The organism is Enterobacter cloacae complex sp. S1, from assembly GCF_014930525.1.
Lineage (GTDB): Bacteria > Pseudomonadota > Gammaproteobacteria > Enterobacterales > Enterobacteriaceae > Enterobacter > Enterobacter hormaechei_C.
Map to the genome: position 1 here is coordinate 27,563 of NZ_JADBRE010000005.1, position 26,391 is coordinate 53,953.

General features: G+C 55.6%; 24 protein-coding genes. 13 read left to right on the top strand and 11 right to left on the bottom strand.

Translation table 11 applies throughout. From position 1 onward, the window contains the following. Positions 1 to 182 precede the first annotated feature (182 nt). The 6 genes from glmS to phoU all read left to right on the top strand — a co-directional run bounded on the left by glmS (position 183) and on the right by phoU (position 6,881). Positions 183 to 2,012, top strand: a complete 1,830-nt coding sequence (gene glmS / locus IM290_RS05300; RefSeq protein ID WP_015570148.1) for a glutamine--fructose-6-phosphate transaminase (isomerizing) — start codon at positions 183 to 185, stop codon at positions 2,010 to 2,012. A 277-nt stretch (positions 2,013 to 2,289) separates the two neighbouring features. Beyond that, positions 2,290 to 3,330 carry a phosphate ABC transporter substrate-binding protein PstS gene (pstS, locus tag IM290_RS05305; protein ID WP_017383706.1) on the top strand — a complete coding sequence of 347 codons (1,041 nt, stop codon included), beginning with the start codon at positions 2,290 to 2,292 and terminating at the stop codon, positions 3,328 to 3,330. A 128-nt stretch (positions 3,331 to 3,458) separates the two neighbouring features. Beyond that, positions 3,459 to 4,418 (top strand): phosphate ABC transporter permease PstC, encoded by a 960-nt coding sequence (gene pstC, locus IM290_RS05310; RefSeq protein ID WP_015570141.1) that lies wholly within the window; start codon positions 3,459 to 3,461, stop codon positions 4,416 to 4,418. Beyond that, positions 4,418 to 5,308 (top strand): phosphate ABC transporter permease PstA, encoded by an 891-nt coding sequence (pstA, locus tag IM290_RS05315; protein WP_003861156.1) that lies wholly within the window; start codon positions 4,418 to 4,420, stop codon positions 5,306 to 5,308. The genes pstC and pstA overlap by 1 nt, the downstream gene beginning before the upstream one ends. Before the next feature lie 47 nt (positions 5,309 to 5,355). Further along, entirely contained in the window at positions 5,356 to 6,129 is a 774-nt protein-coding gene (gene pstB / locus IM290_RS05320; protein WP_003861154.1) for a phosphate ABC transporter ATP-binding protein PstB, read from the top strand. A gap of 26 nt (positions 6,130 to 6,155) precedes the next feature. Then, entirely contained in the window at positions 6,156 to 6,881 is a 726-nt protein-coding gene (gene phoU / locus IM290_RS05325; protein WP_003861153.1) for a phosphate signaling complex protein PhoU, read from the top strand. A 44-nt stretch (positions 6,882 to 6,925) separates the two neighbouring features. Here the strand turns inward: phoU and yieH are convergent, their stop codons facing one another. Beyond that, complete coding sequence (gene yieH / locus IM290_RS05330; RefSeq protein ID WP_017383705.1) at positions 6,926 to 7,591, bottom strand: 6-phosphogluconate phosphatase; 666 nt, start codon at positions 7,589 to 7,591, stop codon at positions 6,926 to 6,928. 165 nt (positions 7,592 to 7,756) lie between these two features. On the opposite strand from yieH, the gene adeP reads away from it, so the two are divergent. Continuing rightward, on the top strand, positions 7,757 to 9,094 hold the full coding sequence (adeP, locus tag IM290_RS05335; RefSeq protein WP_017383704.1) for an adenine permease AdeP: 1,338 nt from the start codon (positions 7,757 to 7,759) through the stop codon (positions 9,092 to 9,094). 88 nt (positions 9,095 to 9,182) lie between these two features. Here the strand turns inward: adeP and IM290_RS05340 are convergent, their stop codons facing one another. The 9 genes from IM290_RS05340 to rpmH form a co-directional block, all read right to left on the bottom strand. Then, the gene (locus tag IM290_RS05340) at positions 9,183 to 9,749 is read right to left on the bottom strand and encodes an NADPH-dependent FMN reductase (protein ID WP_003861147.1); all 567 of its coding nucleotides are present in this window, start codon (positions 9,747 to 9,749) and stop codon (positions 9,183 to 9,185) included. A 36-nt stretch (positions 9,750 to 9,785) separates the two neighbouring features. After that, complete coding sequence (locus IM290_RS05345) at positions 9,786 to 10,532, bottom strand: 4'-phosphopantetheinyl transferase superfamily protein (RefSeq protein WP_017694032.1); 747 nt, start codon at positions 10,530 to 10,532, stop codon at positions 9,786 to 9,788. Between the two features lie 122 nt (positions 10,533 to 10,654). After that, a complete protein-coding gene (gene yidZ, locus IM290_RS05350) occupies positions 10,655 to 11,626 on the bottom strand; it encodes an HTH-type transcriptional regulator YidZ (RefSeq protein ID WP_017383702.1) in 972 nt (323 codons plus the stop codon). Next, on the bottom strand, positions 11,595 to 12,770 hold the full coding sequence (locus tag IM290_RS05355; protein ID WP_193042230.1) for an MFS transporter: 1,176 nt from the start codon (positions 12,768 to 12,770) through the stop codon (positions 11,595 to 11,597). Before IM290_RS05355 ends, yidZ begins: the two co-directional genes overlap by 32 nt. 111 nt (positions 12,771 to 12,881) lie before the next feature. Continuing rightward, positions 12,882 to 14,246, bottom strand: coding sequence for a tRNA uridine-5-carboxymethylaminomethyl(34) synthesis GTPase MnmE (mnmE, locus tag IM290_RS05360; protein ID WP_015570136.1), 1,365 nt, complete (start codon positions 14,244 to 14,246; stop codon positions 12,882 to 12,884). Positions 14,247 to 14,318: 72 nt separating this feature from the next. Beyond that, the gene (gene yidC / locus IM290_RS05365) at positions 14,319 to 15,962 is read right to left on the bottom strand and encodes a membrane protein insertase YidC (protein WP_003861138.1); all 1,644 of its coding nucleotides are present in this window, start codon (positions 15,960 to 15,962) and stop codon (positions 14,319 to 14,321) included. A 2-nt stretch (positions 15,963 to 15,964) separates the two neighbouring features. Beyond that, a complete protein-coding gene (gene yidD, locus IM290_RS05370; RefSeq protein WP_001307474.1) occupies positions 15,965 to 16,222 on the bottom strand; it encodes a membrane protein insertion efficiency factor YidD in 258 nt (85 codons plus the stop codon). Beyond that, positions 16,186 to 16,545, bottom strand: coding sequence for a ribonuclease P protein component (gene rnpA, locus IM290_RS05375; protein ID WP_006808764.1), 360 nt, complete (start codon positions 16,543 to 16,545; stop codon positions 16,186 to 16,188). The genes yidD and rnpA overlap by 37 nt, the downstream gene beginning before the upstream one ends. A gap of 16 nt (positions 16,546 to 16,561) precedes the next feature. After that, positions 16,562 to 16,702, bottom strand: coding sequence for a 50S ribosomal protein L34 (gene rpmH / locus IM290_RS05380; protein WP_000831330.1), 141 nt, complete (start codon positions 16,700 to 16,702; stop codon positions 16,562 to 16,564). A gap of 638 nt (positions 16,703 to 17,340) precedes the next feature. Here rpmH and dnaA point away from each other — a divergent pair. The 4 genes from dnaA to gyrB are packed head-to-tail and all read left to right on the top strand — an operon-like array spanning position 17,341 to position 23,353. After that, the gene (gene dnaA, locus IM290_RS05385; protein ID WP_017383700.1) at positions 17,341 to 18,735 is read left to right on the top strand and encodes a chromosomal replication initiator protein DnaA; all 1,395 of its coding nucleotides are present in this window, start codon (positions 17,341 to 17,343) and stop codon (positions 18,733 to 18,735) included. 4 nt (positions 18,736 to 18,739) lie between these two features. Beyond that, positions 18,740 to 19,840, top strand: a complete 1,101-nt coding sequence (dnaN, locus tag IM290_RS05390) for a DNA polymerase III subunit beta (RefSeq protein WP_015570134.1) — start codon at positions 18,740 to 18,742, stop codon at positions 19,838 to 19,840. Beyond that, positions 19,840 to 20,913: a DNA replication/repair protein RecF gene (recF, locus tag IM290_RS05395; RefSeq protein ID WP_193042229.1), complete on the top strand. Its 1,074-nt coding sequence runs from the start codon at positions 19,840 to 19,842 to the stop codon at positions 20,911 to 20,913. The genes dnaN and recF overlap by 1 nt, the downstream gene beginning before the upstream one ends. Positions 20,914 to 20,941: 28 nt before the next feature. Then, complete coding sequence (gene gyrB, locus IM290_RS05400; RefSeq protein ID WP_003861119.1) at positions 20,942 to 23,353, top strand: DNA topoisomerase (ATP-hydrolyzing) subunit B; 2,412 nt, start codon at positions 20,942 to 20,944, stop codon at positions 23,351 to 23,353. Between the two features lie 33 nt (positions 23,354 to 23,386). On the opposite strand, the gene IM290_RS05405 is transcribed toward gyrB, so the two are convergent. Beyond that, positions 23,387 to 24,322, bottom strand: coding sequence for a LysR family transcriptional regulator (locus IM290_RS05405; RefSeq protein WP_032668922.1), 936 nt, complete (start codon positions 24,320 to 24,322; stop codon positions 23,387 to 23,389). 113 nt (positions 24,323 to 24,435) lie between these two features. On the opposite strand from IM290_RS05405, the gene IM290_RS05410 reads away from it, so the two are divergent. After that, a complete protein-coding gene (locus IM290_RS05410) occupies positions 24,436 to 25,461 on the top strand; it encodes an NAD(P)-dependent alcohol dehydrogenase (protein ID WP_193042228.1) in 1,026 nt (341 codons plus the stop codon). Positions 25,462 to 25,574: 113 nt separating this feature from the next. Beyond that, on the top strand, positions 25,575 to 26,387 hold the full coding sequence (gene yidA / locus IM290_RS05415) for a sugar-phosphatase (RefSeq protein WP_023295661.1): 813 nt from the start codon (positions 25,575 to 25,577) through the stop codon (positions 26,385 to 26,387). The last annotated feature ends 4 nt before the right edge of the window (positions 26,388 to 26,391 follow it).

Below are 26,391 nucleotides of genomic sequence, written 5' to 3' on the forward strand. Positions count from 1 at the left end.
TAGGCCTGATAAGGCGTAGCCGACATCAGGCAAACCCGGGAGAGGAGATAAATATATATCTCCCCCCACAAGCAGTACCCATAAAAATAACCCCACTCTCTACAAGGCTCGGGGCGCCCGGAAAGGGCAAATACAGGTCAGCGACAACGCATGGCATAACGCCATAATCAGGAAATCTAACTATGTGTGGAATTGTTGGCGCAGTTGCGCAGCGTGATATTGCTGAAATCCTTCTCGAAGGTTTACGTCGTCTGGAATACCGTGGTTACGACTCAGCCGGTCTGGCTGTGGTCGATGCAGAAGGTCATATGACCCGTCTGCGTCGTCTCGGTAAAGTGCAGATGCTGGCCCAGGCTGCGGAAGAACATCCGCTGCACGGTGGCACCGGTATTGCACATACCCGCTGGGCGACCCACGGTGAGCCATCTGAAGGCAACGCACACCCGCATGTGTCTGAACACATCGTGGTGGTGCATAACGGCATTATCGAAAACCACGAACCGCTGCGTGAAGAACTGAAAGCGCGCGGCTATACCTTCGTCTCTGAAACCGACACCGAAGTGATTGCTCACCTGGTGCACTGGGAGCTGGCAAAGGGCGGTACACTGCGTGATGCGGTGCTGCGCGCTATCCCTCAGCTGCGTGGTGCTTACGGTACGGTGATCATGGATTCCCGCGACCCGTCCACGCTGCTGGCCGCGCGTTCCGGTAGTCCGATGGTGATTGGTCTGGGCATGGGTGAAAACTTTATCGCTTCCGACCAGCTGGCGCTGTTGCCGGTTACCCGTCGCTTTATCTTCCTGGAAGAGGGAGACATTGCCGAGGTGACACGTCGCAGCGTGACCGTATTCGACACGAAAGGCGAGCAGGTTAAGCGTCAGGAGATCGAATCAAACCTGCAATACGACGCGGGCGACAAAGGTGCTTACCGTCACTACATGCAGAAAGAGATCTACGAACAGCCAAACGCCATTAAAAACACCCTGACCGGGCGCATCAGCCACGGCGAAGTGGATCTGAGCGAGCTGGGCGCCAATGCCAACGAACTGCTGGGCAAAGTCGAGCACATTCAGATCGTGGCCTGCGGTACCTCTTATAACTCCGGTATGGTCTCGCGCTACTGGTTTGAATCCCTGGCGGGCGTGCCGTGTGATGTGGAAATCGCGTCTGAGTTCCGCTACCGCAAATCTGCGGTGCGTCGTAACAGCCTGATGATCACCCTTTCTCAGTCTGGCGAAACGGCTGATACCCTGGCGGCGCTGCGTCTGTCTAAAGAGTTGGGTTACCTGGGCTCGCTGGCCATCTGTAACGTGCCGGGCTCTTCGCTGGTACGTGAATCCGATCTGGCGCTGATGACCAAAGCCGGTACTGAAATTGGCGTGGCTTCCACCAAGGCGTTTACCACTCAGTTAACCGTTCTGCTGATGCTGGTGGCGAAACTGGCGCGTCTGAAAGGTCTGGATGCCTCCGTTGAACACGACATTGTGCATGGCCTTCAGGCGCTGCCGAGCCGTATCGAGCAGATGCTGTCTCAGGACAAACGCATTGAGGCGCTGGCGGAAGATTTCTCTGACAAACATCACTCCCTGTTCCTGGGGCGTGGCGATCAGTATCCGATTGCGCTGGAAGGCGCGCTGAAACTGAAGGAGATCTCTTACATTCACGCTGAAGCTTACGCGGCAGGTGAACTGAAACATGGCCCGCTGGCGCTGATCGACGCGGATATGCCGGTTATCGTGGTGGCACCGAACAACGAACTGCTGGAAAAACTGAAATCTAACATCGAAGAAGTGCGCGCCCGTGGTGGTGTTCTGTACGTCTTTGCGGATAAAGATGCCGGTTTCGCCAGCAGCGACAACATGCACATCATCGAGATGCCGCATGTGGAAGAGGTGATTGCGCCGATCTTCTATACCGTTCCGCTGCAACTGCTGGCTTATCACGTCGCGCTGATCAAAGGCACCGACGTTGACCAGCCGCGAAATCTGGCGAAGTCTGTTACCGTAGAATAACTCCTTCAGACTCCACCTTCGGGTGGAGTTTTTTTTATGACAACCTGTCATTTTCAGCTATTTTTTCAGTGTCACATAAAGAAAATATTACTGAAATCCTGCCGTCACGTTTCCATTTAAGTGGATGATAATTAAAGATCTTTTTGGTTTTCTTTAAGTGAAACTTTCTTTGTCATAAAACTGTCATATTTAGTACATTTATCTGTCACCTGTTTGTCCTATTTTGCTCATCGTAGCCACTTAAACAATGATTTACGAAATCCTTGCAGGAGACATTATGAAAGTTATGCGTACCACTGTCGCAACTGTTGTCGCCGCGACCTTATCAATGAGCGCTTTCTCTGCCTTTGCAGCAGCAAGCCTGACTGGCGCTGGTGCAACCTTCCCTGCGCCGGTGTATGCCAAATGGGCGGATACCTACCAGAAAGAGACCGGTAACAAGGTCAACTATCAGGGTATCGGCTCCTCCGGTGGCGTAAAACAAATTACCGCGAATACCGTTGATTTCGGCGCATCCGACGCTCCGCTGTCTGATGAGAAACTGAATCAGGAAGGCCTGTTCCAGTTCCCGACCGTGATCGGCGGCGTTGTGCTGGCTGTTAACATCCCTGGCCTGAAATCAGGCGAGCTGGTGCTGGACGGCAAAACCCTGGGTGACATCTACCTGGGCAAAATCAAAAAATGGGATGACGAAGCCATCACTAAGCTGAACCCGGGCGTTAAGCTGCCTTCGCAGAATATCGCGGTGGTTCGTCGTGCTGACGGCTCTGGTACCTCTTTCGTGTTCACCAGCTACCTGGCGAAAGTGAACGAAGAGTGGAAATCTAAAGTCGGTTCCGGCTCTACCGTTAACTGGCCAACCGGTCTGGGCGGTAAAGGCAACGACGGTATCGCAGCCTTCGTACAGCGTCTGCCAGGCTCCATCGGTTACGTAGAATACGCTTACGCTAAGCAGAACAACCTGGCTTACACCAAACTGGTTTCTGCCGACGGCAAACCGGTTAGCCCGACCGAAGAGAACTTCGCCAACGCCGCGAAAGGCGCTGACTGGAGCAAATCCTTCGCGCAGGACCTGACCAACCAGAAAGGCGACGATGCATGGCCTATCACGTCTACCACCTTCATTCTGGTCCACAAAGAGCAGAAGAAGCCTGAGCAGGGTGCTGAAGTGCTGAAGTTCTTCGACTGGGCATATAAAAATGGCGGCAAACAGGCTAACGATCTGGATTACGCCAGCCTGCCAGACAGCGTGGTTGAGCAGATCCGTGCTGCATGGAAAACCAACGTGAAAGACAGCAGCGGTAAAGCGCTGTACTAACAGGATATATTTAACGAAGATGGCGGGTGGCGCTGCGCTTACCCGCCCTACGGTTTACTCTGTAGGCCCGGTAAGCGTCAGCGCCGCCGGGCATATTCGTAAAAACGTCTCAAACAGAAGAGTAATTTATGGCTGCAACCAAGCCTGCATTTAACCCTCCGGGTAAAAAAGGTGACATGATTTTCAGCGCGCTGGTGAAACTGGCTGCGCTGATTGTGCTATTGCTGCTGGGCGGCATTATCGTGTCCCTGATTTTCTCCTCCTGGCCGAGCATTCAAAAATTTGGTTTCGCCTTCCTGTGGACCAAAGAGTGGGATGCGCCGAACGATATTTATGGTGCGCTGGTGCCGATTTACGGCACGCTGGTGACCTCTTTTATCGCCCTGCTGATTGCGGTTCCGGTGAGCTTTGGTATTGCCCTGTTCCTGACGGAACTGGCGCCAGGCTGGCTGCGACGTCCGCTGGGTATCGCCATTGAACTGCTGGCGGCCATCCCAAGTATCGTTTACGGCATGTGGGGCCTGTTTATCTTCGCGCCGCTGTTTGCGACGTACTTCCAGGAGCCGGTCGGTAACGTTCTCTCTGCCATTCCGTTTGTGGGGGCGCTGTTCTCCGGCCCGGCATTCGGTATCGGCATTCTGGCGGCAGGTGTGATCCTCGCCATCATGATTATTCCGTACATTGCGGCGGTCATGCGCGATGTCTTCGAACAAACCCCGGTGATGATGAAAGAGTCCGCCTACGGCATCGGCTGCACCACCTGGGAAGTTATCTGGCGCATCGTCCTTCCGTTCACCAAAAACGGGGTGATTGGCGGCATTATGCTGGGCTTAGGCCGCGCGCTGGGTGAAACCATGGCGGTCACCTTTATCATCGGCAACACCTACCAGCTCGACAGCGCCTCGCTTTATATGCCGGGGAACAGTATTACCTCTGCGCTGGCGAACGAATTTGCCGAAGCGGAATCCGGGCTGCACGTCGCCGCGCTGATGGAACTGGGTCTGATCCTGTTTGTTATCACTTTTATTGTGCTGGCTATCTCCAAGCTGATGATTATGCGTCTGGCTAAAAACGAGGGGGCACGCTAATGGCAACTCTCGACATGCAAAACACCGCTCAGCTTGCGGAATCCCGTCGCAAAATGCAGTCAAAGCGCCGGATTAAAAACCGCATTGCGTTGACGCTTTCCATGGCAACGATGGCGTTCGGCCTGTTCTGGCTGATCTGGATACTGATGTCCACCATCACCCGGGGTATTGATGGAATGTCCCTGGCGCTGTTCACCGAGATGACGCCGCCGCCGAACACGGCGGGTGGTGGTCTGGCAAACGCTCTGGCGGGCAGCGGCCTGTTGATCCTGTGGGCGACTGTTTTCGGTACGCCGTTGGGCATCATGGCGGGTATCTATCTGGCGGAATATGGCCGCAAGTCCTGGATCGCTGAAGTCATCCGCTTCATTAACGACATTCTGCTTTCTGCCCCGTCGATTGTCGTGGGTCTGTTTGTTTACACCATCGTGGTGGCGCAAATGGAACACTTCTCCGGCTGGGCGGGTGTGATTGCGCTGGCGCTGTTGCAGGTGCCTATCGTTATTCGTACCACTGAAAACATGCTGAAACTGGTGCCGGACAGCCTGCGTGAAGCGGCTTACGCGCTGGGTACGCCTAAATGGAAGATGATTTCGGCTATCACCCTGAAAGCGTCCGTCTCGGGGATCATGACCGGTATCCTGCTGGCTATCGCCCGTATCGCCGGTGAAACCGCACCGCTGCTGTTTACCGCCCTCTCCAATCAGTTCTGGAGCACGGACATGATGCAGCCGATCGCCAACCTGCCGGTGACGATCTTTAAATTTGCGATGAGCCCATTCGCGGAATGGCAGCAGCTGGCCTGGGCCGGGGTGCTGATCATCACCCTTTGCGTACTGTTGCTGAACATTCTGGCGCGCGTCATTTTCGCGAAGAAGAAACACGGTTAAATTTTTACGGCGCGGCACATCGCGGCGCCGAATGAGGAAATGAGTCAATGAGTATGGTTGATACTGCCCCGGGTAAGATTCAGGTTCGTGATTTGAACTTCTACTACGGCAAATTCCATGCCCTGAAGAATATCAACCTGGATATCGCAAAGAACCAGGTAACGGCATTCATCGGTCCGTCCGGCTGTGGCAAATCCACGCTGCTGCGCACCTTTAACAAAATGTATTCGCTCTATCCGGAGCAGCGCGCAGAAGGTGAAATTCTGCTGGACGGTGACAACATCCTGACCAATACCCAGGATATCGCCCTGCTGCGTGCGAAAGTGGGGATGGTATTCCAGAAACCCACGCCGTTCCCGATGTCGATCTATGACAACATCGCCTTTGGTGTGCGTCTGTTTGAGAAGCTCTCCCGTGCGGATATGGACGAGCGCGTGCAGTGGGCATTGACCAAGGCCGCATTATGGAACGAAACCAAAGATAAACTTCACCAGAGCGGGTACTCTCTCTCCGGTGGTCAGCAGCAGCGTCTGTGCATTGCGCGCGGTATCGCCATTCGCCCGGAAGTCTTGCTGCTGGATGAGCCGTGCTCAGCCCTGGACCCGATCTCAACCGGGCGTATCGAAGAGCTGATCACCGAGCTGAAGCAGGATTACACCGTGGTGATCGTGACCCACAACATGCAGCAGGCTGCACGTTGTTCTGACCACACGGCGTTTATGTATCTGGGCGAGTTGATTGAGTTCAGCGATACGGACGCGCTGTTCACTCGTCCGGCGAAGAAACAAACCGAAGATTATATTACTGGCCGCTACGGTTGATTTGCCTTAGTGCATGTGGAGAAACCATGGACAACCTCAATCTTAATAAACACATTTCCGGCCAGTTTAACGCAGAGCTGGAAAGCATTCGCACCCAGGTGATGACCATGGGCGGCATGGTCGAGCAGCAGCTTTCTGATGCGATCACGGCGATGCACAACCAGGACAGCGAGCTGGCGAAGCGCGTTATTGAAGGCGACCACAACGTCAATATGATGGAAGTCGCCATCGACGAAGCCTGCGTGCGCATCATTGCGAAGCGTCAGCCGACGGCGAGCGACCTGCGTCTGGTGATGGCGATCATCAAAACCATCGCCGAGCTGGAGCGTATCGGTGACGTGGCGGATAAAATCTGCCGTACCGCGCTGGAGAAATTCTCCCAGCAGCACCAGCCGCTGCTGGTGAGCCTGGAGTCTCTCGGGCGCCACACCGTGCAGATGCTGCACGACGTGCTGGACGCTTTCGCGCGCATGGATCTGGACGAAGCGGTCCGTATCTACCGTGAAGACAAGAAAGTTGACCAGGAATACGAAGGCATTGTGCGTCAGCTGATGACCTACATGATGGAAGATTCACGTACCATTCCAAGCGTACTGACCGCGCTGTTCTGTGCGCGCTCCATCGAGCGTATCGGTGACCGTTGCCAGAACATTTGCGAATACATTTTCTATTTCGTGAAGGGGCAGGATTTCCGACACGTGGGCGGCGACGAGCTGGACAAGCTGCTGGCGGGTAAAGATCCGAAAGAGTGATATGTGTGGCGGGTGGCGCTAACGCTTACCCGCCCTACGTTAATTCAACGCGTAATATCCCACCCGCGCGCCTTCCACAACGCTGGCAGTTGCGCCAGATCGGTAAAGGTTGTCACTTTTGGATGGTCGATCGGCTTGTTGTGCGGATCGGCGCAGAAGTAAAACACCTCCATCCCCGCATCAATCCCTGACTGCGCGCCGGCAGATGAGTCATCCACCAGAATGCAGTTCTCCACGTTGACGTTCATCGCCTTCGCCGCGTGGAACATCAGCGCCGGATCGGGCTTCCAGCGCTGGATATCGTAGCCGCTGAACAGTTTTTCCGGGAAGTGGTGCAACATCTCCAGCTTGCCGAGCGAGTGCTGCATTTTGCTGACCGGTCCGTTAGAGACTACGCAGATCGGCACCGTCATCGCATCCAGCAGTGCGTTAGCGCCGGCGATAACTTCCAGCTCGGCGTCGAAGAGGCGTGCGACCTCGGCGCGGTACACCGGTTCCAGATCCGCTTTCACCAGATCCACCCCGTGCTCTTCGTTAATGATGTCGATGATCTCGTACAGCTTCACGCCCTTAAAGCGTTTAAACACCTCTTCGAGATCGAGCGTAATACCAAATTCCTGGAACATGGCGACATACGCGCGGGAACAAATGACCTCACTGTCGACCAGCGTACCGTCACAGTCGAAAAATACCGCTTCAATTCCGGACATGCCTTTCCCTTTTAACAAGTTTAACGTTTTCGTACGGCAGTTCACCGGGACGCAATCGTTGCCGTATAAGCAAAATCAATGAAAAAAGTATCCCGTAACCGCCACTATTGTCGCATTTTGGTATAGGATAGCGACGAATTTTCCCTCCTTGTTCGGAAATTGATGATGAGTCAACAACACACTACCCAGACGTCTGGTCAGGGGCTGCTTGAGCGCGTGTTCAAACTGCGCGAGCACGGCACAACGGCACGCACCGAAGTGATCGCCGGTTTTACTACCTTCCTGACGATGGTCTATATCGTTTTCGTTAACCCACAAATTCTGGGCGTGGCTGGCATGGACACCAGCGCCGTCTTTGTAACCACCTGTCTAATCGCGGCCCTTGGCAGCATCCTGATGGGCGTTTTCGCTAATCTGCCCGTGGCGCTGGCCCCGGCAATGGGTCTGAATGCGTTCTTTGCGTTCGTGGTGGTTCAGGCGATGGGCTTGCCGTGGCAGGTTGGGATGGGCGCTATTTTCTGGGGCGCGGTCGGCCTGCTGCTGCTGACCATCTTCCGCGTGCGCTACTGGATGATTGCGAACATTCCCGTGAGCCTGCGCGTGGGCATCACCAGCGGTATCGGTCTGTTCATCGGCATGATGGGGCTGAAAAACGCTGGCGTTATCGTGGCGAACCCGGAAACGCTGGTGAGCATTGGTAACCTGACCTCTCACAGCGTGCTGCTGGGCGTGCTGGGCTTCTTTATCATCGCGATCCTGGCATCGCGCAACATCCATGCTGCGGTGCTGGTCTCTATCATTGTGACCACGCTGCTGGGCTGGATGCTGGGTGACGTGCATTACAACGGTATCGTCTCTGCGCCACCGAGCGTCTCTACCGTGATTGGCCACGTTGATCTGGCGGGCTCGCTGAACCTGGGACTGGCCGGGGTGATTTTCTCCTTCATGCTGGTCAACCTGTTTGACTCCTCCGGTACGCTGATTGGCGTGACCGACAAAGCGGGTCTGGCAGATGAAAAAGGCAAATTCCCGCGCATGAAGCAGGCGCTGTATGTGGATAGCATCTCTTCCGTTGCAGGCTCTTTCATCGGTACCTCGTCTGTTACCGCTTACATTGAATCCTCTTCCGGTGTGTCCGTGGGCGGTCGTACCGGCCTGACTGCGGTAGTTGTGGGTCTGCTGTTCCTGCTGGTGATCTTCCTCTCTCCGCTGGCGGGGATGGTGCCACCATACGCGGCAGCCGGCGCGCTGATCTACGTCGGCGTGCTGATGACCTCAAGCCTGGCGCGCGTGAAGTGGGAAGATCTGACGGAAGCCGTTCCGGCATTTATTACCGCGGTGATGATGCCGTTCAGCTTCTCGATCACCGAAGGTATCGCGCTGGGCTTTATCTCTTACTGCGTGATGAAGATCGGTACCGGCCGCTTCCGCGAACTTAGCCCGTGCGTGATTATTGTGGCGCTGCTGTTTGTGCTGAAGATTGTGTTTATTGATGCACACTAAGATGCTGGTGGTGTCAGGTGGCGCTTCGCTTACCTGACCTACTGACGAGTGTAGGCCCGGTAAGCGCTAGCGCCACCGGGCTTTTTTATCAGGCCTTCACCCGCTTAATATAATCCCCAAACGCGGTCAGCTGGCCAGAGAGATGGTCACGCGTACTCTGATCCACCACTTCACCCGTCTGCGGGTCGACCTTGTTCTGAATCACGCCGCCCATAAATTCCGGCTTGTTCATCACCATCGCATCCAGGAACACCAGGATCTGACGCAGGTGATACTGGCAGCGCGCGCCGCCGATGGCGCCCATTGAGCTGGTCTGGATCAGCACAGGTTTACCAGACAGCGGCTGCTCCGGTAAACGGGACAGCCAGTCAATGGCGTTCTTCAGACCACCCGGCACCGAGTAGTTATATTCAGGCGTCACAATCACCACGCCGTCAGCCTGACGGATTTGCTCGGCTATCGCTTCCACACTCTGCGGGAACCCTTCTTCCTGCTGAACGTCAGCATCATAAAGCGGGATGTCGCCAATGGACGGCAGGGCACTGATCTCCATTCCCGCAGGCGCCAGCTGCGGCAGCGTACGGGCAACCATCCCGTTAAAAGAACCTTTGCGCAGGCTTCCCAGTAACGTAACAACTTTCAACGTATCAGACATGATTACTCCTGTTTCATCATGATGATCCTGGACGGATCAGCTATGGGTGTATGCTTTTTCTGCCGGTAAACTGGTTAATCGCATCAGGCGCGCGGCGGGCTCGTTGGCGCGCTCAGGTACATCCGGAAGACTACGCCAACCGCGAGTGCTGTCAAACTCCCAGATTTTCAGCCGTTCGATGGCGGGGGTCACCGCAACGGACCAGATCAGTACGTCCTCAGCGTCGCAGAGTGCCTCTACCAGCGAGGCTTTTGTCGCGCGCAGGCGTCCGGAGCCGGGGAGCAGCTGCAACAGGCTGGCGTCGTCTGACGCCGCGCCGCTCAGTTTGCGGATGCTCTGGCGAAGGGTGATGAGCTGCGCTCTGGCTTCAACGGGGTCGTTCTGGTTACGTATCCACAGCTTTTCATTGCTGGAGAGCGGGTATTCATCGAGCGCGTTAGCACCATGGAAGCTGCGCGTGACGCGTTGTAGCTCCATATCCAGGCCGCAATCACCTTCCGTCGTCAGCGCGACGCCAACAATGTTGCCGGTGTACGCAATGGAAAAATGGGGGAGTGCCGGGTCCGCAAAAACCGGACGACCTTCTGGCTGGGTGAGTATGTCCGGTAATTCGCTGGTGCCGTAGAGCATAAAAAGCAGTTCTGCGAGGAGCGCTCTGGAAGCTAAAAACCGCGTCCTGCGGTGTTCAGGTAGTTTGAGCGCCTCACTGTGACAGGCTGAAGAAAGTCTGGCCGATACGAGATGCCCTTCCGTTAATGTTCCTCGTGCAAAGTGCGTAGCCATTTTTCGCTCCTTGATAATGGTCGTAGTCGGTTAAACGGTTACATGATTATCGCTTAACTCAGCTTCTGTTTTAATCAGTAAATGGAAATAAGAGAAGCCTGAGCACCGAACTTTACATTATCTTAGGCAAAAACCTGACCTGGTGCGGTATACAGCGCTTTGATCGTCTCGCGCAGCCAGAGGATTTTCGGATTATGGCTGTTCCGTTTATGCCAGATCAGCGTGAAGGGGACGGTGAGCTTTTCTGCCTGCGCCTCATCGATGGGAATGGGCAGACAGACCAGATTACGCTGGTGGAGTTGATTGTAGTGATGGCAGTAGTGCGGCGCAGTGGCAATGTAGTTGTGATCCGGCTGGGCCGCCATAAACATCGACTGTTCAAAACCGGGCAAACTCATGGCGATGTTACGCTCCCGACCCATCTCTCTTAGCACCTCGTCGAGCGCCCAGGTGTCGCTGCGTTCCCAGAAGATGCTGATATGCGGGTAGCGCAGAAACGTCTCCAGATCCCATGCTTCCTGGAGCGCGGGATGATCCTCGCGCAAATACACGCACGGACGGTCACTGAACAGGATTTCGTAGTCGATAAACCACGGCATCAGCTTTAGCAGTTCGCGCGAGCGAGGGTGCGTTTCACGCCCGGTGAAGCCCAGATCCACTTCTCCGCGCGTAATGGCGTCCAGCGAATCGTAATCCCATTGGCGCAGCTTCACCGTCGCCTGTGGGTAGCGTTCATTCACCTGCTCCAGCAGGGTATTAAAGCGGATCAGCATCAGCGGTGTTTCGGCGGCGAGCACAAACTTAAGCCCGCCAGGAGAGCTATGGTGGAATTTATCGAGGATCTGGTTGCCAATCTGCATCCAGTCGGCCAAATCCTGTTCCAGACTCACCGTCAGCGGTGTGGGCAATAGCCCTAAAGGCGTTTTCACAAACAGCGGATCGTCGAACCAGTCGCGCAGCTTCGCCAGCGATTTACTCACCGCGGACGGCGTCACGTTCATCCGCTTCGCGGCTTTGGTGACGCTGCGCTCCTGCAACAAAAGTTGCAGGCAAAGTAAAAGATTAAGATCGAGACTGCTGATGGGCTTCTTCATAGTGCGCCGCGGGCTGGATGACCATAAGTAAGGTAATGCAGAGTATGCTACAGCCAATCAGAACCCCGATCAGCATATTCAGCGCGTTAAGGCCGATCACCGCCGCCAGCCAAATCCACAGTGACGAACCGCAGACCTGCGCAATGCCCAGCACCGAGCTTGCCACGCCTGCCCGCAATGAAAACGGGCCAAGTGCCTGACTCATCGCCACACCAAAGCCGACGGAGAATCCGGCGCAGATCAGAGTAATGCCCACCAGCATTACAGCGTGTGAGGTGGCGGTCGCCAGGATCACGCCTGCGGCGAGGAACAGCGTCTGTGAGGTGAGCATCAGCGTGCGCTGGCGGAAGATGTTGAGCGCAAAGGGCGTGGAGAATGAAACCGCCATGCTCACCATCGCGGTTAGCGCCATCACCGTCGAATACTCACCGCGATTGAAGCCCATCGTCTCCATCAGCAACACCGGGGAAACGTTTACATAGGTGAGGATCACCGCCACGCTAAGCGTGGTGATTGTCAGCCGACTCAGGAAAAAGCGATTCATCAGCTTTTCAGCCGGATGGAGGGTTGCGGTGTGATATGGCTGTTGCGAACCGGGATGGGTCTCTTTCAGCACCGTCACGGACAGGATAAAGACGATGGCGCCCATTGCGGCCATGGTCCAGAAAAGACTCTGCCACGGAAATTTAAGCATAATCAGGTAGCCTACAACCGGTGCCAGCACCGGGATGATGCAGGTAATGCCGTTCAGCATCGACAGCACTTTAGCGCGGCGCTGGGCGCTTAAGGTATCGCGAAGAATAGCAAACGCCACCACGTAACAGCCACCCGCGCCAATGCCCTGGATAAAACGGCCTGACAGGAACATTGTGCTTTCCTGAGCTACTGAAGACAGTACTGATGCCAGCGCAAAGATAACTGCACCCGTAATGGCGACGGGCTGACGGCCTGCTTTATCCGCGATTTTCCCGGCAAACACCATCGACGACGCCATTCCCGCGAGGTAGGCCGAAAACGCGATGTGCAGCTGCGCCTCGCTGGCGCCCAGATCGCGGGCAATATGCGGTAGCCCCACCAGATACATATCAATGCCGGACGGATACAGCAGAACCAGCGCAAAACTACAGAACAGAAAACGAGCCATAAATCCCCCATAGATGCAGGCAAGCAGGATAGGGGGCGTGGAGGGATTAAGCGAGTTGCCATTTGGACAATGGTGATTTCCCTGGAGGAAATCACCCTGTATTAACGGGAATTACTTACCAATACAGAAGCTCGAGAAAATCCGTCCCAGCAGATCGTCCGACGTAAACTCCCCGGTGATCTCGCTCAGGTTCTGCTGCGCCAGACGCAGCTCTTCCGCCAGCAGTTCACCCGCCCACGCGCCGATCAGCTGGGCTTTACCCTGCTCAAGGTGGCGTGCCGCCTCTTCCAGCGCCTGCAAGTGACGACGACGCGCCAGGAAGCCGCCCTCCATACTGGTGTCGAAGCCCATGCTCTGTTTGAGATGGCTACGCAGGGCTTCCACGCCTTCACCGGTACGGGCCGACAGGCGAATAAGTGAGTGACCATTCACATCGCTGATGCCCAGCGTTTCGCCGGTAACGTCGGCCTTGTTGCGCACCACGGTGATCGGCAGTTTAGCCGGGAGACGGGCGATAAAGTCTGGCCAGATTTCAGCCGGGTCAACGGCGTCGGTTGTGGTGCCGTCCACCATAAACAGCACGCGGTCGGCCTGCTCGATCTCCTGCCAGGCGCGTTCGATACCGATACGCTCGACTTCATCGCTCGCATCGCGCAGGCCAGCGGTGTCGATGATGTGCAGCGGCATGCCGTCGATATGGATATGCTCGCGCAGGACATCGCGGGTGGTGCCGGCTATGTCGGTCACGATCGCCGCTTCACGGCCCGCCAGGGCGTTCAGCAGGCTCGATTTTCCGGCATTGGGGCGACCAGCAATCACCACCTTCATTCCTTCACGCAGCAGGCTGCCCTGGCGCGCTTCGGCGCGAACGGCATCGAGATCGTTCATCACCTGGTTGAGCTGAGCTTCAATTTTACCGTCTGAGAGGAAGTCGATCTCCTCGTCCGGGAAGTCGATAGCCGCTTCGACATAGATTCGCAGGTGAGTAAGTGCTTCCACAAGGTGATTCACGCGTGCGGAAAATGCCCCCTGCAACGAGTTCAGCGCGGAGCGGGCTGCCTGTTCGGAACTGGCGTCGATCAGGTCGGCAATCGCCTCGGCCTGCGCCAGGTCGAGCTTATCGTTGAGGAAAGCACGCTCGGAGAACTCACCCGGCTTTGCAATGCGCAGGCCAGGCAGGGTCAGAATACGTTTTAACAGCAGGTCGAGGATCACCGGGCCGCCGTGACCCTGAAGCTCCAGCACGTCTTCGCCGGTGAAGGAGTTTGGGCCGGGGAACCACAGCGCGATGCCCTGGTCCAGCGGTGTGCCGTCGGCATCCTTAAACGGCAGATAATCAGCGTAGCGCGGCTTTGGCAGTTTACCCAGCACCGCTTCGGCCACCTCACGCGCCTTCAGGCCGGAGATGCGCAGAATGCCTACACCACCGCGTCCCGGTGGGGTTGCCTGGGCGACGATAGTGTCGTTATGGCTCATGGTTGCTCTCGTTCAATACAAATAAAAAAGGCGGTCAATCGACCGCCCTTATTTTAGCGTTAAGTTACCGAATCAGGACTTTTTCTTTTCGCGGCTATGCAGGCCACGTTTTTCCAGACCACGGTAAATCAGCTGCTGCTGGATGATGGTCACCAGGTTGCTGACGATATAGTACAGCACCAGACCTGACGGGAACCACAGGAAGAACACGGTGAAGATGACCGGCATAAAGGTCATGATCTTCTGCTGCATCGGGTCGGTCACGGTGGTCGGAGACATCTTCTGAATGAAGAACATCGTCACGCCCATCAGGATCGGCAGGATGTAGTACGGGTCCTGTGCGGACAGGTCATGGATCCACAGAGCGAACGGTGCGTGGCGCAGCTCAACGGAACCCATCAGCATGTAGTACAGCGCAAGGAAGATTGGCATCTGAATCAGCAGCGGGAAGCAACCACCCAGTGGGTTCACTTTCTCTGCTTTATACAGGGCCATCATCTCCTGGCTCTGACGCTGTTTGTCATCGCCCAGACGCTCACGCATAGCCTGAATCTTCGGCTGTAGCATACGCATCTTCGCCATGGAGGTGTACTGCGCTTTAGTCAGCGGGTACATGATGCCACGAACGATAAAGGTGATAACGATGATGGAGAAGCCCCAGTTACCCAGGAAGCTGTGGATGAACTTCAGCAGCTTAAACAGCGGCTGAGAGATGAACCACAACCAACCGTAATCGACGGTCAGATCCAGGTGCGGCGCAACGGCAGCCATTTTGTCCTGGATTTCCGGGCCGACCCACAGGGTGCTTGCCAGTTTACCGGTTTGACCCGGCTGCACCAGAACCGGCTGAGATTTGTAGCCGATGGCTGCAATACCGTTGCCGAGGTTCGCGGTGTAGAAGTTGTTCGTACCGTCGTTATTCGGTACCCACGCCGTCGCGAAATACTGTTGCAGCATTGCGACCCAACCGCCTTTAGAGCTGACGTTCAGGTTTTCGTTATCGGCAATGGTGTCGAATTTGTATTTCTCGTACTTGGTATCTGGCGTGGAGTAAGCCGCGCCACGGAAGGTATGCAGCGCAAAGTTGCTGCTTCCGGTGTCACGGTGAGACGGCAGATTGATGGACTGCTTCAACTGACCAAAGGTAGAGATTTCCAGTGGTTTCGCACCGGCGTTCTGTACGCTGTAGCCCACGTTCACCGCATACTCACCGCGTTTCAGGGTGAAGGTTTTGGTGAAGGTGTTGCCTGCCGCGTCGGTGTAGGTCATCGGGATAACCAGTTCGTTCTGACCATCAGCCAGCACAAACGTGTCATTCTCGACGTTATACAGTGGACGCGCACCGTTAGCCGGGTTATCCGGGCCATCACGACCGGTCAGGCCGCTCTGCGCCTGGTAGATAAATTCAGGCGTGGTTTCCAGTAACTGGAACGGTTCGGTAGACTTCAGCTCTTTCGGGTAGGTCAACAGCAGCGCCTGCTCAACATCACCACCACGGGTGTTGATAGTCAGCTCAAGCACATCGGTCTTAACCGTAATCTGTTTCCCCTGGCCACTGGCCGGTACGCCCTGGTCGGCGGCGCTACCCGCTGCGGTGGTCGTGGTCTGCGTGGTCTGCTGCTGGGGTTGAGGATTTTTATCCTGCTCCCATGCCTGCCAGATCATGAAAGACACGAACAACAAAGCGATGATAAGAAGATTGCGTTGCGAATCCATCGTTAGTGTTCTCTGGTATCAAAAGGTCCTGGAGGGACGGGGTCGTCTCCACCTGGGTGTAAAGGGTGGCATTTTAATACGCGTTTCACCGTCAACCAACTGCCTTTTATCACTCCAAACCTGCGCAATGCCTCAATTCCGTAGCTTGAGCATGTTGGCGTGAAACGGCAGTGTGGCCCGAGTAGCGGACTAATCAGGCGTTGATAGACCCGAATGAGGGCTATCAGGACCCGCGAGCCAGGCGACAGTGGCGGCGCCATAATTTTTCCAACGCTTCCGAGAGAGCACGGTTATCGAGGTCGGCAACCCCTTTTTTAGCCACCACCACGAAATCCATTGAAGGCAGTTCGTGCTGACGTAAACGGAAGCTTTCACGCGTCAGACGTTTAATCCGGTTGCGTTCATGCGCACGCTTAACGTTTTTCTTGGCGACTGTGAGACCGATGCGGGGATGCCCCAGCGAATTTTGGCGGCCGAGGATGGTGATTTGCGGCGTGCCAGCCCGTAATGGCTGCTGGAAGACGAAAGTGAAATGAGTGGGAGTTAACAAACGTAACTCCCTGGGAAATGCGAGCTTAACCACTCAGGGGTTAGCTTTATTACTTGGAAACGGTCAGACGAGCGCGGCCTTTAGCACGACGACGTGCCAGAACCTGACGACCATTTTTAGTAGCCATACGAGCACGGAAGCCGTGAGAACGGTTGCGCTTCAGTACAGACGGTTGAAAAGTGCGTTTCATGGCGATTTCTACCTAAACTTGAAAAAATTCATGACTTTTGCGGATGCCCGACCGAGTTTCGAATGACGGACGCCGAAGCCGTGGGTGATTAAAGAGGCCGGATTGTAATAATTGTACACTCCGGAGTCAATTCTCTTTCCTTAAATCCCTGTGTATTTCCGCACGTTTTCGCGTGGAAAATGAGCAGCGGACGACGCAGGAAGATGAGCATCACGCGCCGGGTCGAGGATTATACGGGCTCAACGATAAAGCGCAAGGATCGCCCCGGATCTTCGTTAGATCATTTAAGCCAAAAATTGTCTGTGCTCATTAAATTTTCCAATATGCGGCCTAAATCGCGAGGCACTCGCGTCAGGATCGTTTACACTTACCCGATTCCGGATCTTCCTGTGGATAAATCGGGAAGAATCTGTGAGAAACAGAAGATCTCTGGCTCAGTTTAGGCTATGATCCGCGGTCCCGATCGGGATCCAGCGATCCTGGTCGGGCATAAACACAACATCGTTCAGGTTGTATCAACGATAGCGTGTATAACCGCAGATAGCGGTTCGCACATCACCCTGATGGGGTCATGTCGATGTGCGCCAACAATCATGAATATTCAATAGTTTTCTTTTATTGTTCGATTGGAGTCCGCCGTGTCACTTTCGCTTTGGCAGCAGTGTCTTGCCCGATTGCAGGATGAGTTACCAGCCACAGAATTCAGTATGTGGATCCGCCCGTTGCAGGCGGAACTGAGCGATAACACGCTGGCTTTGTATGCGCCAAACCGTTTCGTGCTCGATTGGGTAAGGGATAAATACCTTAATAACATCAATGGACTGCTGAACGATTTCTGCGGGTCAGATGCCCCACAGCTGCGTTTTGAAGTGGGCACAAAGCCGGTCACCCAAACCGTTCGTGAAGTTGTCAATGTGGCAGCCCCTGCACAGGCGGCGCCCGCTCCAGCGCCTCGCGTTGCACCGGTTCGTCAGGGCTGGGATAACGTTCCGGCCCCCGCTGAGCCTACCTACCGCTCTAACGTTAACGTGAAACACACGTTCGATAACTTCGTTGAAGGTAAGTCGAACCAGCTGGCACGCGCGGCGGCTCGTCAGGTTGCCGATAACCCCGGTGGCGCTTATAACCCGCTGTTCCTGTATGGCGGCACGGGTCTCGGTAAAACGCACCTGCTGCATGCGGTGGGCAACGGCATTATGGCGCGTAAGCCCAATGCCAAAGTGGTGTATATGCACTCCGAACGCTTCGTTCAGGACATGGTAAAAGCCCTGCAAAACAATGCGATCGAAGAGTTTAAACGCTACTACCGTTCCGTTGATGCGCTGCTGATCGATGACATTCAGTTCTTTGCCAATAAAGAACGATCGCAGGAAGAGTTTTTCCATACCTTTAACGCCCTGCTGGAAGGCAATCAGCAGATCATTCTGACCTCGGATCGTTATCCAAAAGAGATCAACGGCGTTGAAGATCGTCTCAAATCCCGCTTCGGCTGGGGCCTGACCGTGGCGATCGAGCCGCCGGAGCTGGAAACCCGCGTCGCGATCCTGATGAAAAAAGCCGACGAGAACGACATTCGCCTGCCGGGTGAAGTGGCGTTCTTCATTGCCAAGCGCCTGCGTTCCAACGTGCGTGAGCTGGAAGGGGCGCTGAACCGCGTTATCGCCAACGCCAACTTCACCGGTCGGGCGATCACCATCGATTTTGTGCGTGAAGCGCTGCGCGATTTATTGGCTTTGCAGGAAAAACTGGTCACTATCGACAATATTCAGAAGACGGTGGCTGAGTACTACAAGATCAAAGTGGCAGATTTACTGTCTAAACGTCGTTCCCGCTCGGTGGCGCGTCCGCGTCAGATGGCGATGGCGCTGGCAAAAGAGCTAACCAACCACAGCCTGCCGGAAATCGGTGATGCGTTTGGTGGCCGTGACCATACGACCGTGCTGCACGCCTGTCGCAAGATCGAGCAGTTACGCGAAGAAAGCCACGACATAAAAGAAGATTTTTCCAATTTAATCAGAACATTATCATCGTGACGCTATGAAATTTACCGTTGAACGTGAACATTTATTAAAACCGCTGCAACAGGTGAGTGGCCCATTAGGCGGCCGCCCTACGCTGCCTATTCTTGGAAACCTGCTGCTTCAGGTCGCGGACGGTACGCTGTCGCTGACCGGCACAGATCTGGAAATGGAAATGATCGCGCGCGTTACGCTGACTCAGCCGCACGACGCGGGCGCGACCACGGTTCCGGCACGTAAATTCTTTGATATTTGCCGTGGGCTGCCGGAAGGCGCTGAAATCGCCGTGCAGCTGGAGGGCGACCGCATGCTGGTGCGCTCTGGCCGTAGCCGTTTCTCCCTCTCCACGCTGCCCGCTGCGGACTTCCCGAACCTGGATGACTGGCAGAGCGAAGTTGAATTTACCCTGCCGCAGGCGACGATGAAGCGTCTGATTGAAGCCACGCAGTTCTCCATGGCGCATCAGGACGTTCGTTACTACTTAAACGGCATGCTGTTCGAAACCGAAGGTGAAGAGCTGCGTACCGTGGCTACCGACGGTCACCGTCTGGCGGTCTGTTCCATGCCGATTGGCGATTCACTGCCAAACCATTCGGTGATCGTACCGCGTAAAGGCGTAATTGAACTGATGCGTATGCTCGACGGCGGTGAAACGCCGCTGCGCGTGCAGATCGGCAGCAACAATATTCGTGCCCACGTGGGCGATTTTGTCTTCACATCGAAGCTGGTAGACGGTCGTTTCCCGGATTATCGCCGCGTATTGCCGAAGAACCCGGATAAAACGCTGGAGGCGGGTTGCGACATCCTCAAGCAGGCGTTCGCGCGTGCCGCTATTCTCTCCAACGAGAAATTCCGCGGCGTACGTCTGTACGTGAGTGAAAACCAGATCAAAATCACCGCCAACAACCCGGAGCAGGAAGAGGCAGAAGAGATTCTGGACGTCACCTACGCCGGGGCTGAGATGGAAATCGGCTTCAACGTCAGCTATGTGCTGGATGTGCTGAATGCACTGAAATGCGAGAACGTTCGCATCCTGCTGACTGACTCCGTTTCGAGCGTACAGATTGAAGATGCCGCATCGCAGTCGGCTGCTTATGTTGTCATGCCAATGAGACTGTAATGTCGCTCACCCGTCTGTTGATCCGCGACTTTCGCAATATCGAAAGCGCGGATCTCGCTTTATCCCCTGGCTTTAACTTCCTGGTTGGCGCGAACGGCAGCGGCAAAACCAGCGTGCTGGAAGCCATCTATACGCTCGGCCATGGCCGGGCGTTTCGCAGTTTGCAGATTGGTCGCGTGATTCGCCACGAGCAGGAATCTTTTGTTCTGCACGGGCGTTTGCAGGGCGCAGAGCGGGAAACCGCCATCGGCCTGACCAAAGACAAGCAGGGCGACAGCAAGGTGCGCATCGACGGCACCGATGGCCACAAAGTGGCGGAGCTGGCGCTGCTGATGCCGATGCAGCTGATTACGCCCGAGGGGTTTACTTTACTCAACGGCGGCCCCAAATACAGAAGAGCGTTCCTCGACTGGGGATGCTTTCACAACGAAGCCGGTTTCTTTAACGCCTGGAGCAACCTGAAGCGCCTGCTAAAGCAGCGTAACGCCGCGTTGCGCCAGGTTACACGCTACGCTCAGCTGCGTCCGTGGGATAGGGAATTAATCCCTCTCGCGGAACAAATCAGCCGCTGGCGTGCCGAATACAGCGCAGGTATCGCCGAAGACATGGCCGACACCTGCAAACAGTTTTTACCCGAGTTCTCTCTCACCTTCTCTTTCCAGCGTGGCTGGGAAAAAGAGACGGATTATGCCGAGGTGTTAGAGAGAAGCTTCGAGCGCGACCGCATGTTGACCTACACCGCGCACGGCCCGCACAAGGCGGATTTCCGCATTCGTGCCGACGGTGCGCCGGTGGAAGACACGCTGTCGCGCGGGCAGCTGAAGCTCCTGATGTGCGCGCTGCGCCTGGCGCAGGGGGAGTTCCTCACTCGAGAGAGCGGGCGACGCTGCCTGTACCTGATAGATGATTTTGCCTCGGAACTTGACGACGCGCGGCGCGGGCTGCTTGCCAGCCGCTTAAAAGCCACGCAGTCGCAGGTTTTCGTCAGCGCCATTAGCGCTGAACACGTTATAGACATGTCGGACGAAAATTCGAAGATGTTTACCGTGGAAAAGGGTAAAATAACGGATTAACCCAAGTTGAAATGAGCGAGAAACGTTGATGTCGAATTCTTATGACTCCTCCAGTATCAAAGTCCTGAAAGGGCTGGATGCGGTGCGTAAGCGCCCGGGTATGTATATCGGCGACACGGATGACGGCACCGGTCTGCACCACATGGTATTCGAGGTGGTAGATAACGCTATCGACGAAGCGCTCGCGGGTCACTGTAAAGACATCGTGGTCACGATCCATGCGGACAACTCCGTGTCCGTTACCGATGACGGTCGTGGTATCCCAACCGGTATTCACCCGGAAGAGGGCGTATCTGCTGCGGAAGTCATCATGACCGTTCTGCACGCAGGCGGGAAGTTCGATGATAACTCCTATAAAGTTTCCGGCGGTCTGCACGGCGTAGGCGTATCCGTAGTAAACGCCCTGTCGCAGAAGCTGGAGCTGGTTATCCAGCGCGAAGGCAAAATTCACCGTCAGATCTACCAGCATGGCGTGCCTGAAGCGCCGCTGGCCGTCACGGGCGATACCGAGAAAACCGGTACCATGGTGCGTTTCTGGCCGAGCCTCGAAACCTTCACCAACGTCACCGAATTCGAGTACGACATTCTGGCGAAACGCCTGCGTGAACTGTCGTTCCTGAACTCCGGTGTGTCGATTCGTCTGCGCGACAAGCGCGATAACAAAGAAGACCACTTCCACTACGAAGGCGGTATCAAGGCGTTCGTTGAGTATCTGAACAAGAACAAAACGCCAATTCACCCGAATATCTTCTACTTCTCTACTGAAAAAGACGGTATCGGCGTGGAAGTGGCCTTGCAGTGGAACGACGGTTTCCAGGAAAACATCTACTGCTTCACCAACAACATTCCACAACGCGATGGCGGTACGCACCTGGCGGGCTTCCGCGCGGCGATGACCCGAACCCTGAACGCCTACATGGACAAAGAAGGCTACAGCAAAAAAGCGAAAGTCAGCGCCACCGGTGACGATGCCCGTGAAGGCCTGATTGCCGTGGTCTCCGTGAAGGTGCCGGATCCGAAGTTCTCCTCACAGACCAAAGACAAGCTGGTCTCTTCTGAGGTGAAATCGGCGGTTGAACAGCAGATGAACGAACTGCTGAGCGAATACCTGCTGGAAAACCCGTCCGACGCGAAAATCGTGGTGGGTAAAATTATCGATGCGGCGCGTGCCCGTGAAGCGGCGCGTAAAGCGCGTGAAATGACCCGTCGTAAAGGCGCGCTGGACCTGGCAGGCCTGCCGGGCAAACTGGCTGACTGTCAGGAACGCGACCCGGCGCTGTCTGAACTGTACCTTGTGGAAGGGGACTCCGCGGGCGGTTCTGCGAAGCAGGGCCGTAACCGCAAGAACCAGGCGATTCTGCCGCTGAAGGGTAAAATCCTTAACGTTGAGAAAGCGCGCTTCGACAAGATGCTCTCTTCTCAGGAAGTGGCGACGCTCATCACCGCGCTCGGCTGCGGCATTGGTCGCGACGAGTACAACCCGGACAAACTGCGCTATCACAGCATCATCATCATGACCGATGCGGACGTCGACGGCTCGCACATTCGTACGCTGCTGTTGACCTTCTTCTATCGTCAGATGCCGGAAATCGTTGAGCGCGGCCACGTCTACATTGCCCAGCCGCCGCTGTACAAAGTGAAGAAAGGCAAGCAGGAACAGTACATTAAAGATGACGACGCGATGGATCAGTACCAAATCGCGATCGCCCTTGATGGTGCGACCCTGCACGCAAATTCCAGCGCGCCAGCGCTGGCCGGTGAGCCGCTGGAGCGTCTGGTCTCCGAGTTCAACGCCACGCAGAAAATGATTGGCCGTATGGAGCGTCGCTATCCGAAAGCGCTGCTGAAAGAGCTGATTTACCAGCCGACCCTGACCGAAGCCGATCTGAGCAACGAGCAGACCGTCACCCGCTGGGTGAACACCCTGGTGAGCGAGCTGAACGAGAAAGAGCAGCATGGCAGCCAGTGGAAGTTCGACGTTCAGCAGAACGCTGAGCAGCAGTTCGAGCCGATCGTCCGCGTGCGTACCCACGGCGTCGATACCGACTACCCGCTGGAGCACGAATTTGTGACCGGTCCGGAATACCGCCGTATCTGCACCCTCGGCGAGAAGCTGCGCGGTCTGATCGAAGACGATGCGTTTATCGAACGTGGCGAACGTCGTCAGCCGGTAGCCAGCTTCGAACAGGCGCTGGAGTGGCTGGTAAAAGAGTCCCGTCGTGGTCTCTCTATTCAGCGTTATAAAGGCCTGGGCGAAATGAACCCGGATCAGCTGTGGGAAACCACCATGGATCCGGAAAGCCGTCGCATGTTGCGCGTCACCGTTAAAGACGCAATCGCAGCGGATCAGCTATTCACGACCCTGATGGGCGATGCGGTTGAACCACGTCGCGCCTTCATCGAAGAGAACGCCCTGAAGGCGGCGAATATCGATATTTAATCGTCGCTTTACGACAGCATAACTGGCCGCGCTTCAGCGCGGCTTTTTTATGGACGCAGGAAACTCCAGCGACATCACTGCCGGTAAACGTTTGACCAGCATATCTATGGCAATTCTTACCCTTAGCGGCAGGTGTGGCGTCTGCTGCCAGACGGCATGAACGTCGAAGCGTACATCCGGGGCCTGCTTTAAGAGCGGGACAAGATCTCCCTGCTGAATTTCTTTAATGACCATCCAGCAGGGTAACCATGCAAGGCCGTGGCCGGCCAGCGCCGCGTCGCAGATCGCCTGCAAATCATCCATATTGAGCGATGAGCGGGGAATAAACGTGCGCGACGTGCCATCGTAATCCATCAGCTGCCAGGGTAGGACTCTGCCCGCACGCGTGTAGTTAATGGCCGTATGCTGGCGTAAATCATCAACGGTTTGCGGCTGGCCATTCTTAAGCAGATAATCCGGCGCGGCGCACAGCACCATCCGGTGCTCCCCCAGCCTTCTGGCGACCAGCACGCTGCTGTCAGCCAGAGCGCCATTGCGCACCGCCATATCAAACCCTTCTTCCACGAGATCCACGACGCGGTCGCTGAAGGACATTTCAAGCTCAAGCCCGGGATGCTCCTGCGCCAGCTCTATTAGCAGCGGGGCGATACACTGGCGACCAAACAGCACCGGCACGGCAACACGCAGCCGACCGTTGACCTGATGTTTTCCGGTTTCAAGCTGCGATTCAGCGCCACGGATCTCCTCCAGCGCGCGCAGGCAGCGTTCATAAAAAAGCGCGCCGTTATCGGTCAGCCTCTGACTGCGGGTGGTCCGATGAAACAGACGAACCCCCAGCCTCTCTTCAAGACGAGCAATGCTTTTTCCTACCGCCGAGCGCGACAAATGCAGACGGACGGCGGCCTGGGCAAAACTTCCTGCCTCAACGGAGGCAACGAAAACGGGAATATCTTTCAGCGTATCGGTCATGGACGGATTGTGTCAATTTGGTCATCAATGAAGGGAAAACTTATCGCCACTGGCGACGCTGAGTCAACGGTAGACTGTCAGAACTGAAAATCATCTGATGACAGGAGAAAAAAATGACTGAAACAATGCAACGCTGGTCAATGGATGCCCTTGGTCGTGAAAGCCTCAGGCTCGTTCAGGAGCCTGTTCCACAGCCAGGCCCGGGGGAGGTTCGCGTAAGGGTTAATGCCGTTGCGCTCAACTACCGGGATAAAATGGTGATTGAAGGCACGATGCCGATTCCGCTTTCCTTCCCGTTTACCCCAGCATCTGACATGGCAGGCGTGGTGGACAGCATCGGCGAAGGCGTTACGCGTTTCAAGCCCGGCGCACGCGTCATCTCAACCTTCTTCCCGGAATGGATCGACGGCAAGCCGCAGGCAGACGCGCGCGATTTGCCCTATAAAACGTCCGGTGGATACTTCCAGGGCATGCTGGCCGAATATGTGATTGTGAGTGAAAACGCGCTGGTGGCGTCCCCGGAAAGCCTGGATGACGCTGAGGCCAGCACGCTTCCTTGCGCGGGGCTCACCGCCTGGTTTGCGCTGGTGGAACGTGGTCAGCTGCGCGCCGGGCAATCGGTGCTGGTACAAGGGACGGGCGGTGTGGCGCTATTCGCTTTGCAGATAGCAAAAGCGCACGGCGCAGAAGTTATTGTTACGTCGGGGAGTGATGAAAAACTGGCGCGGGCCAAAAAGCTGGGGGCCAGCCAGGGCATCAACCGACTGAAAGGCGACTGGGCTGAAAATACGCTGGCACTGACGCAGGATCGCGGCATCGACCATATTATCGAAACGGTGGGTGGGGAGAACCTGAGACATTCCCTGCGCGCCGTTGCCGTTCATGGGCGGATATCGGTCATTGGCGTGCTGGCCGGGACAGAAATTTCTCTGCCTGCAAGCGAGCTGTTGCTGAAATCTCCCGTCATTCAGGGGATTGGGGTTGGACATCGCCGGGCGCTGGAAGATTTTGTCCGTGCTGTTGATATCACGGAGTTAAAACCGGTGATTGATCATCGCTACCGCTTTGACGAGCTGGAACAGGCGCTTGAACATCTGGATCGCGGTGCGTTTGGCAAAATCGTTCTCACCCGCGAGTGAGTTCCCGTTCCCGGGATAAACGTAAAAGGGGCTTTTTGTTGCGCAAGGTAGCTCTATTTTTGTGTGCTTAATCGCGTTAGCATGAGGTAGCACTCATTTATCCCGGGGACCTCATGGCTATCAAACTCATTGCAATCGATATGGACGGCACGCTGCTGCTGCCAGACCACACTATCTCTCCTGCCGTTAAAAATGCGATCGCCGCCGCACGCGAAAAAGGCGTGAACGTGGTGCTCACCACCGGACGCCCGTATGCCGGGGTGCACAGTTACCTGAAAGAGCTGCACATGAACCAGCCTGGCGATTACTGCATCACCTATAACGGCGCGCTGGTGCAAAAGGCAGCCGATGGCAGCACGGTGGCGCAAACTGCACTGAGCTATGATGACTACCGTTTCCTGGAAAAACTCTCCCGCGACGTGGGCTCTCACTTCCACGCGCTCGATCGCAATACGCTTTACACCGCCAACCGCGATATCAGCTACTACACGGTGCACGAGTCCTACGTTGCAACCATTCCACTGGTGTTCTGCGAAGCGGAGAAAATGGACCCGGCGACCCAGTTCCTGAAAGTGATGATGATTGATGAACCTGCGGTTCTCGACAAAGCCATCTCACGCATTCCGGCTGAGGTAAAAGAGAAATACACCGTGCTGAAAAGTGCGCCGTACTTCCTCGAAATCCTTGATAAACGCGTCAATAAAGGCACGGGCGTCAAATCGCTTGCCGATGCGCTGGGCATCAAGCCTGAGGAGATCATGGCGCTGGGCGACCAGGAAAATGATATTGCGATGATCGAATATGCGGGCATGGGCGTGGCGATGGATAACGCCATCCCGTCGGTAAAAGAAGTGGCGAACTTCGTGACTAAATCTAACCTGGAAGACGGCGTTGCCTGGGCGATCGAGAAATTCGTTCTGTCGTAACAAG

Excerpts from the sequence above, each read along its gene's own strand:
- glmS (WP_015570148.1), top strand. The coding sequence starts at position 183 with ATGTGTGGAATTGTTGGCGCAGTTGCGCAGCGTGATATTGCTGAAATC.
- pstS (WP_017383706.1), top strand. The coding sequence starts at position 2,290 with ATGAAAGTTATGCGTACCACTGTCGCAACTGTTGTCGCCGCGACCTTA.
- pstC (WP_015570141.1), top strand. The coding sequence starts at position 3,459 with ATGGCTGCAACCAAGCCTGCATTTAACCCTCCGGGTAAAAAAGGTGAC.
- pstA (WP_003861156.1), top strand. The coding sequence starts at position 4,418 with ATGGCAACTCTCGACATGCAAAACACCGCTCAGCTTGCGGAATCCCGT.
- pstB (WP_003861154.1), top strand. The coding sequence starts at position 5,356 with ATGAGTATGGTTGATACTGCCCCGGGTAAGATTCAGGTTCGTGATTTG.
- phoU (WP_003861153.1), top strand. The coding sequence starts at position 6,156 with ATGGACAACCTCAATCTTAATAAACACATTTCCGGCCAGTTTAACGCA.
- yieH (WP_017383705.1), bottom strand. The coding sequence starts at position 7,591 with ATGTCCGGAATTGAAGCGGTATTTTTCGACTGTGACGGTACGCTGGTC.
- adeP (WP_017383704.1), top strand. The coding sequence starts at position 7,757 with ATGAGTCAACAACACACTACCCAGACGTCTGGTCAGGGGCTGCTTGAG.
- IM290_RS05340 (WP_003861147.1), bottom strand. The coding sequence starts at position 9,749 with ATGTCTGATACGTTGAAAGTTGTTACGTTACTGGGAAGCCTGCGCAAA.
- IM290_RS05345 (WP_017694032.1), bottom strand. The coding sequence starts at position 10,532 with ATGGCTACGCACTTTGCACGAGGAACATTAACGGAAGGGCATCTCGTA.
- yidZ (WP_017383702.1), bottom strand. The coding sequence starts at position 11,626 with ATGAAGAAGCCCATCAGCAGTCTCGATCTTAATCTTTTACTTTGCCTG.
- IM290_RS05355 (WP_193042230.1), bottom strand. The coding sequence starts at position 12,770 with ATGGCTCGTTTTCTGTTCTGTAGTTTTGCGCTGGTTCTGCTGTATCCG.
- mnmE (WP_015570136.1), bottom strand. The coding sequence starts at position 14,246 with ATGAGCCATAACGACACTATCGTCGCCCAGGCAACCCCACCGGGACGC.
- yidC (WP_003861138.1), bottom strand. The coding sequence starts at position 15,962 with ATGGATTCGCAACGCAATCTTCTTATCATCGCTTTGTTGTTCGTGTCT.
- yidD (WP_001307474.1), bottom strand. The coding sequence starts at position 16,222 with ATGGCGCCGCCACTGTCGCCTGGCTCGCGGGTCCTGATAGCCCTCATT.
- rpmH (WP_000831330.1), bottom strand. The coding sequence starts at position 16,702 with ATGAAACGCACTTTTCAACCGTCTGTACTGAAGCGCAACCGTTCTCAC.
- dnaN (WP_015570134.1), top strand. The coding sequence starts at position 18,740 with ATGAAATTTACCGTTGAACGTGAACATTTATTAAAACCGCTGCAACAG.
- recF (WP_193042229.1), top strand. The coding sequence starts at position 19,840 with ATGTCGCTCACCCGTCTGTTGATCCGCGACTTTCGCAATATCGAAAGC.
- gyrB (WP_003861119.1), top strand. The coding sequence starts at position 20,942 with ATGTCGAATTCTTATGACTCCTCCAGTATCAAAGTCCTGAAAGGGCTG.
- IM290_RS05405 (WP_032668922.1), bottom strand. The coding sequence starts at position 24,322 with ATGACCGATACGCTGAAAGATATTCCCGTTTTCGTTGCCTCCGTTGAG.
- IM290_RS05410 (WP_193042228.1), top strand. The coding sequence starts at position 24,436 with ATGACTGAAACAATGCAACGCTGGTCAATGGATGCCCTTGGTCGTGAA.
- yidA (WP_023295661.1), top strand. The coding sequence starts at position 25,575 with ATGGCTATCAAACTCATTGCAATCGATATGGACGGCACGCTGCTGCTG.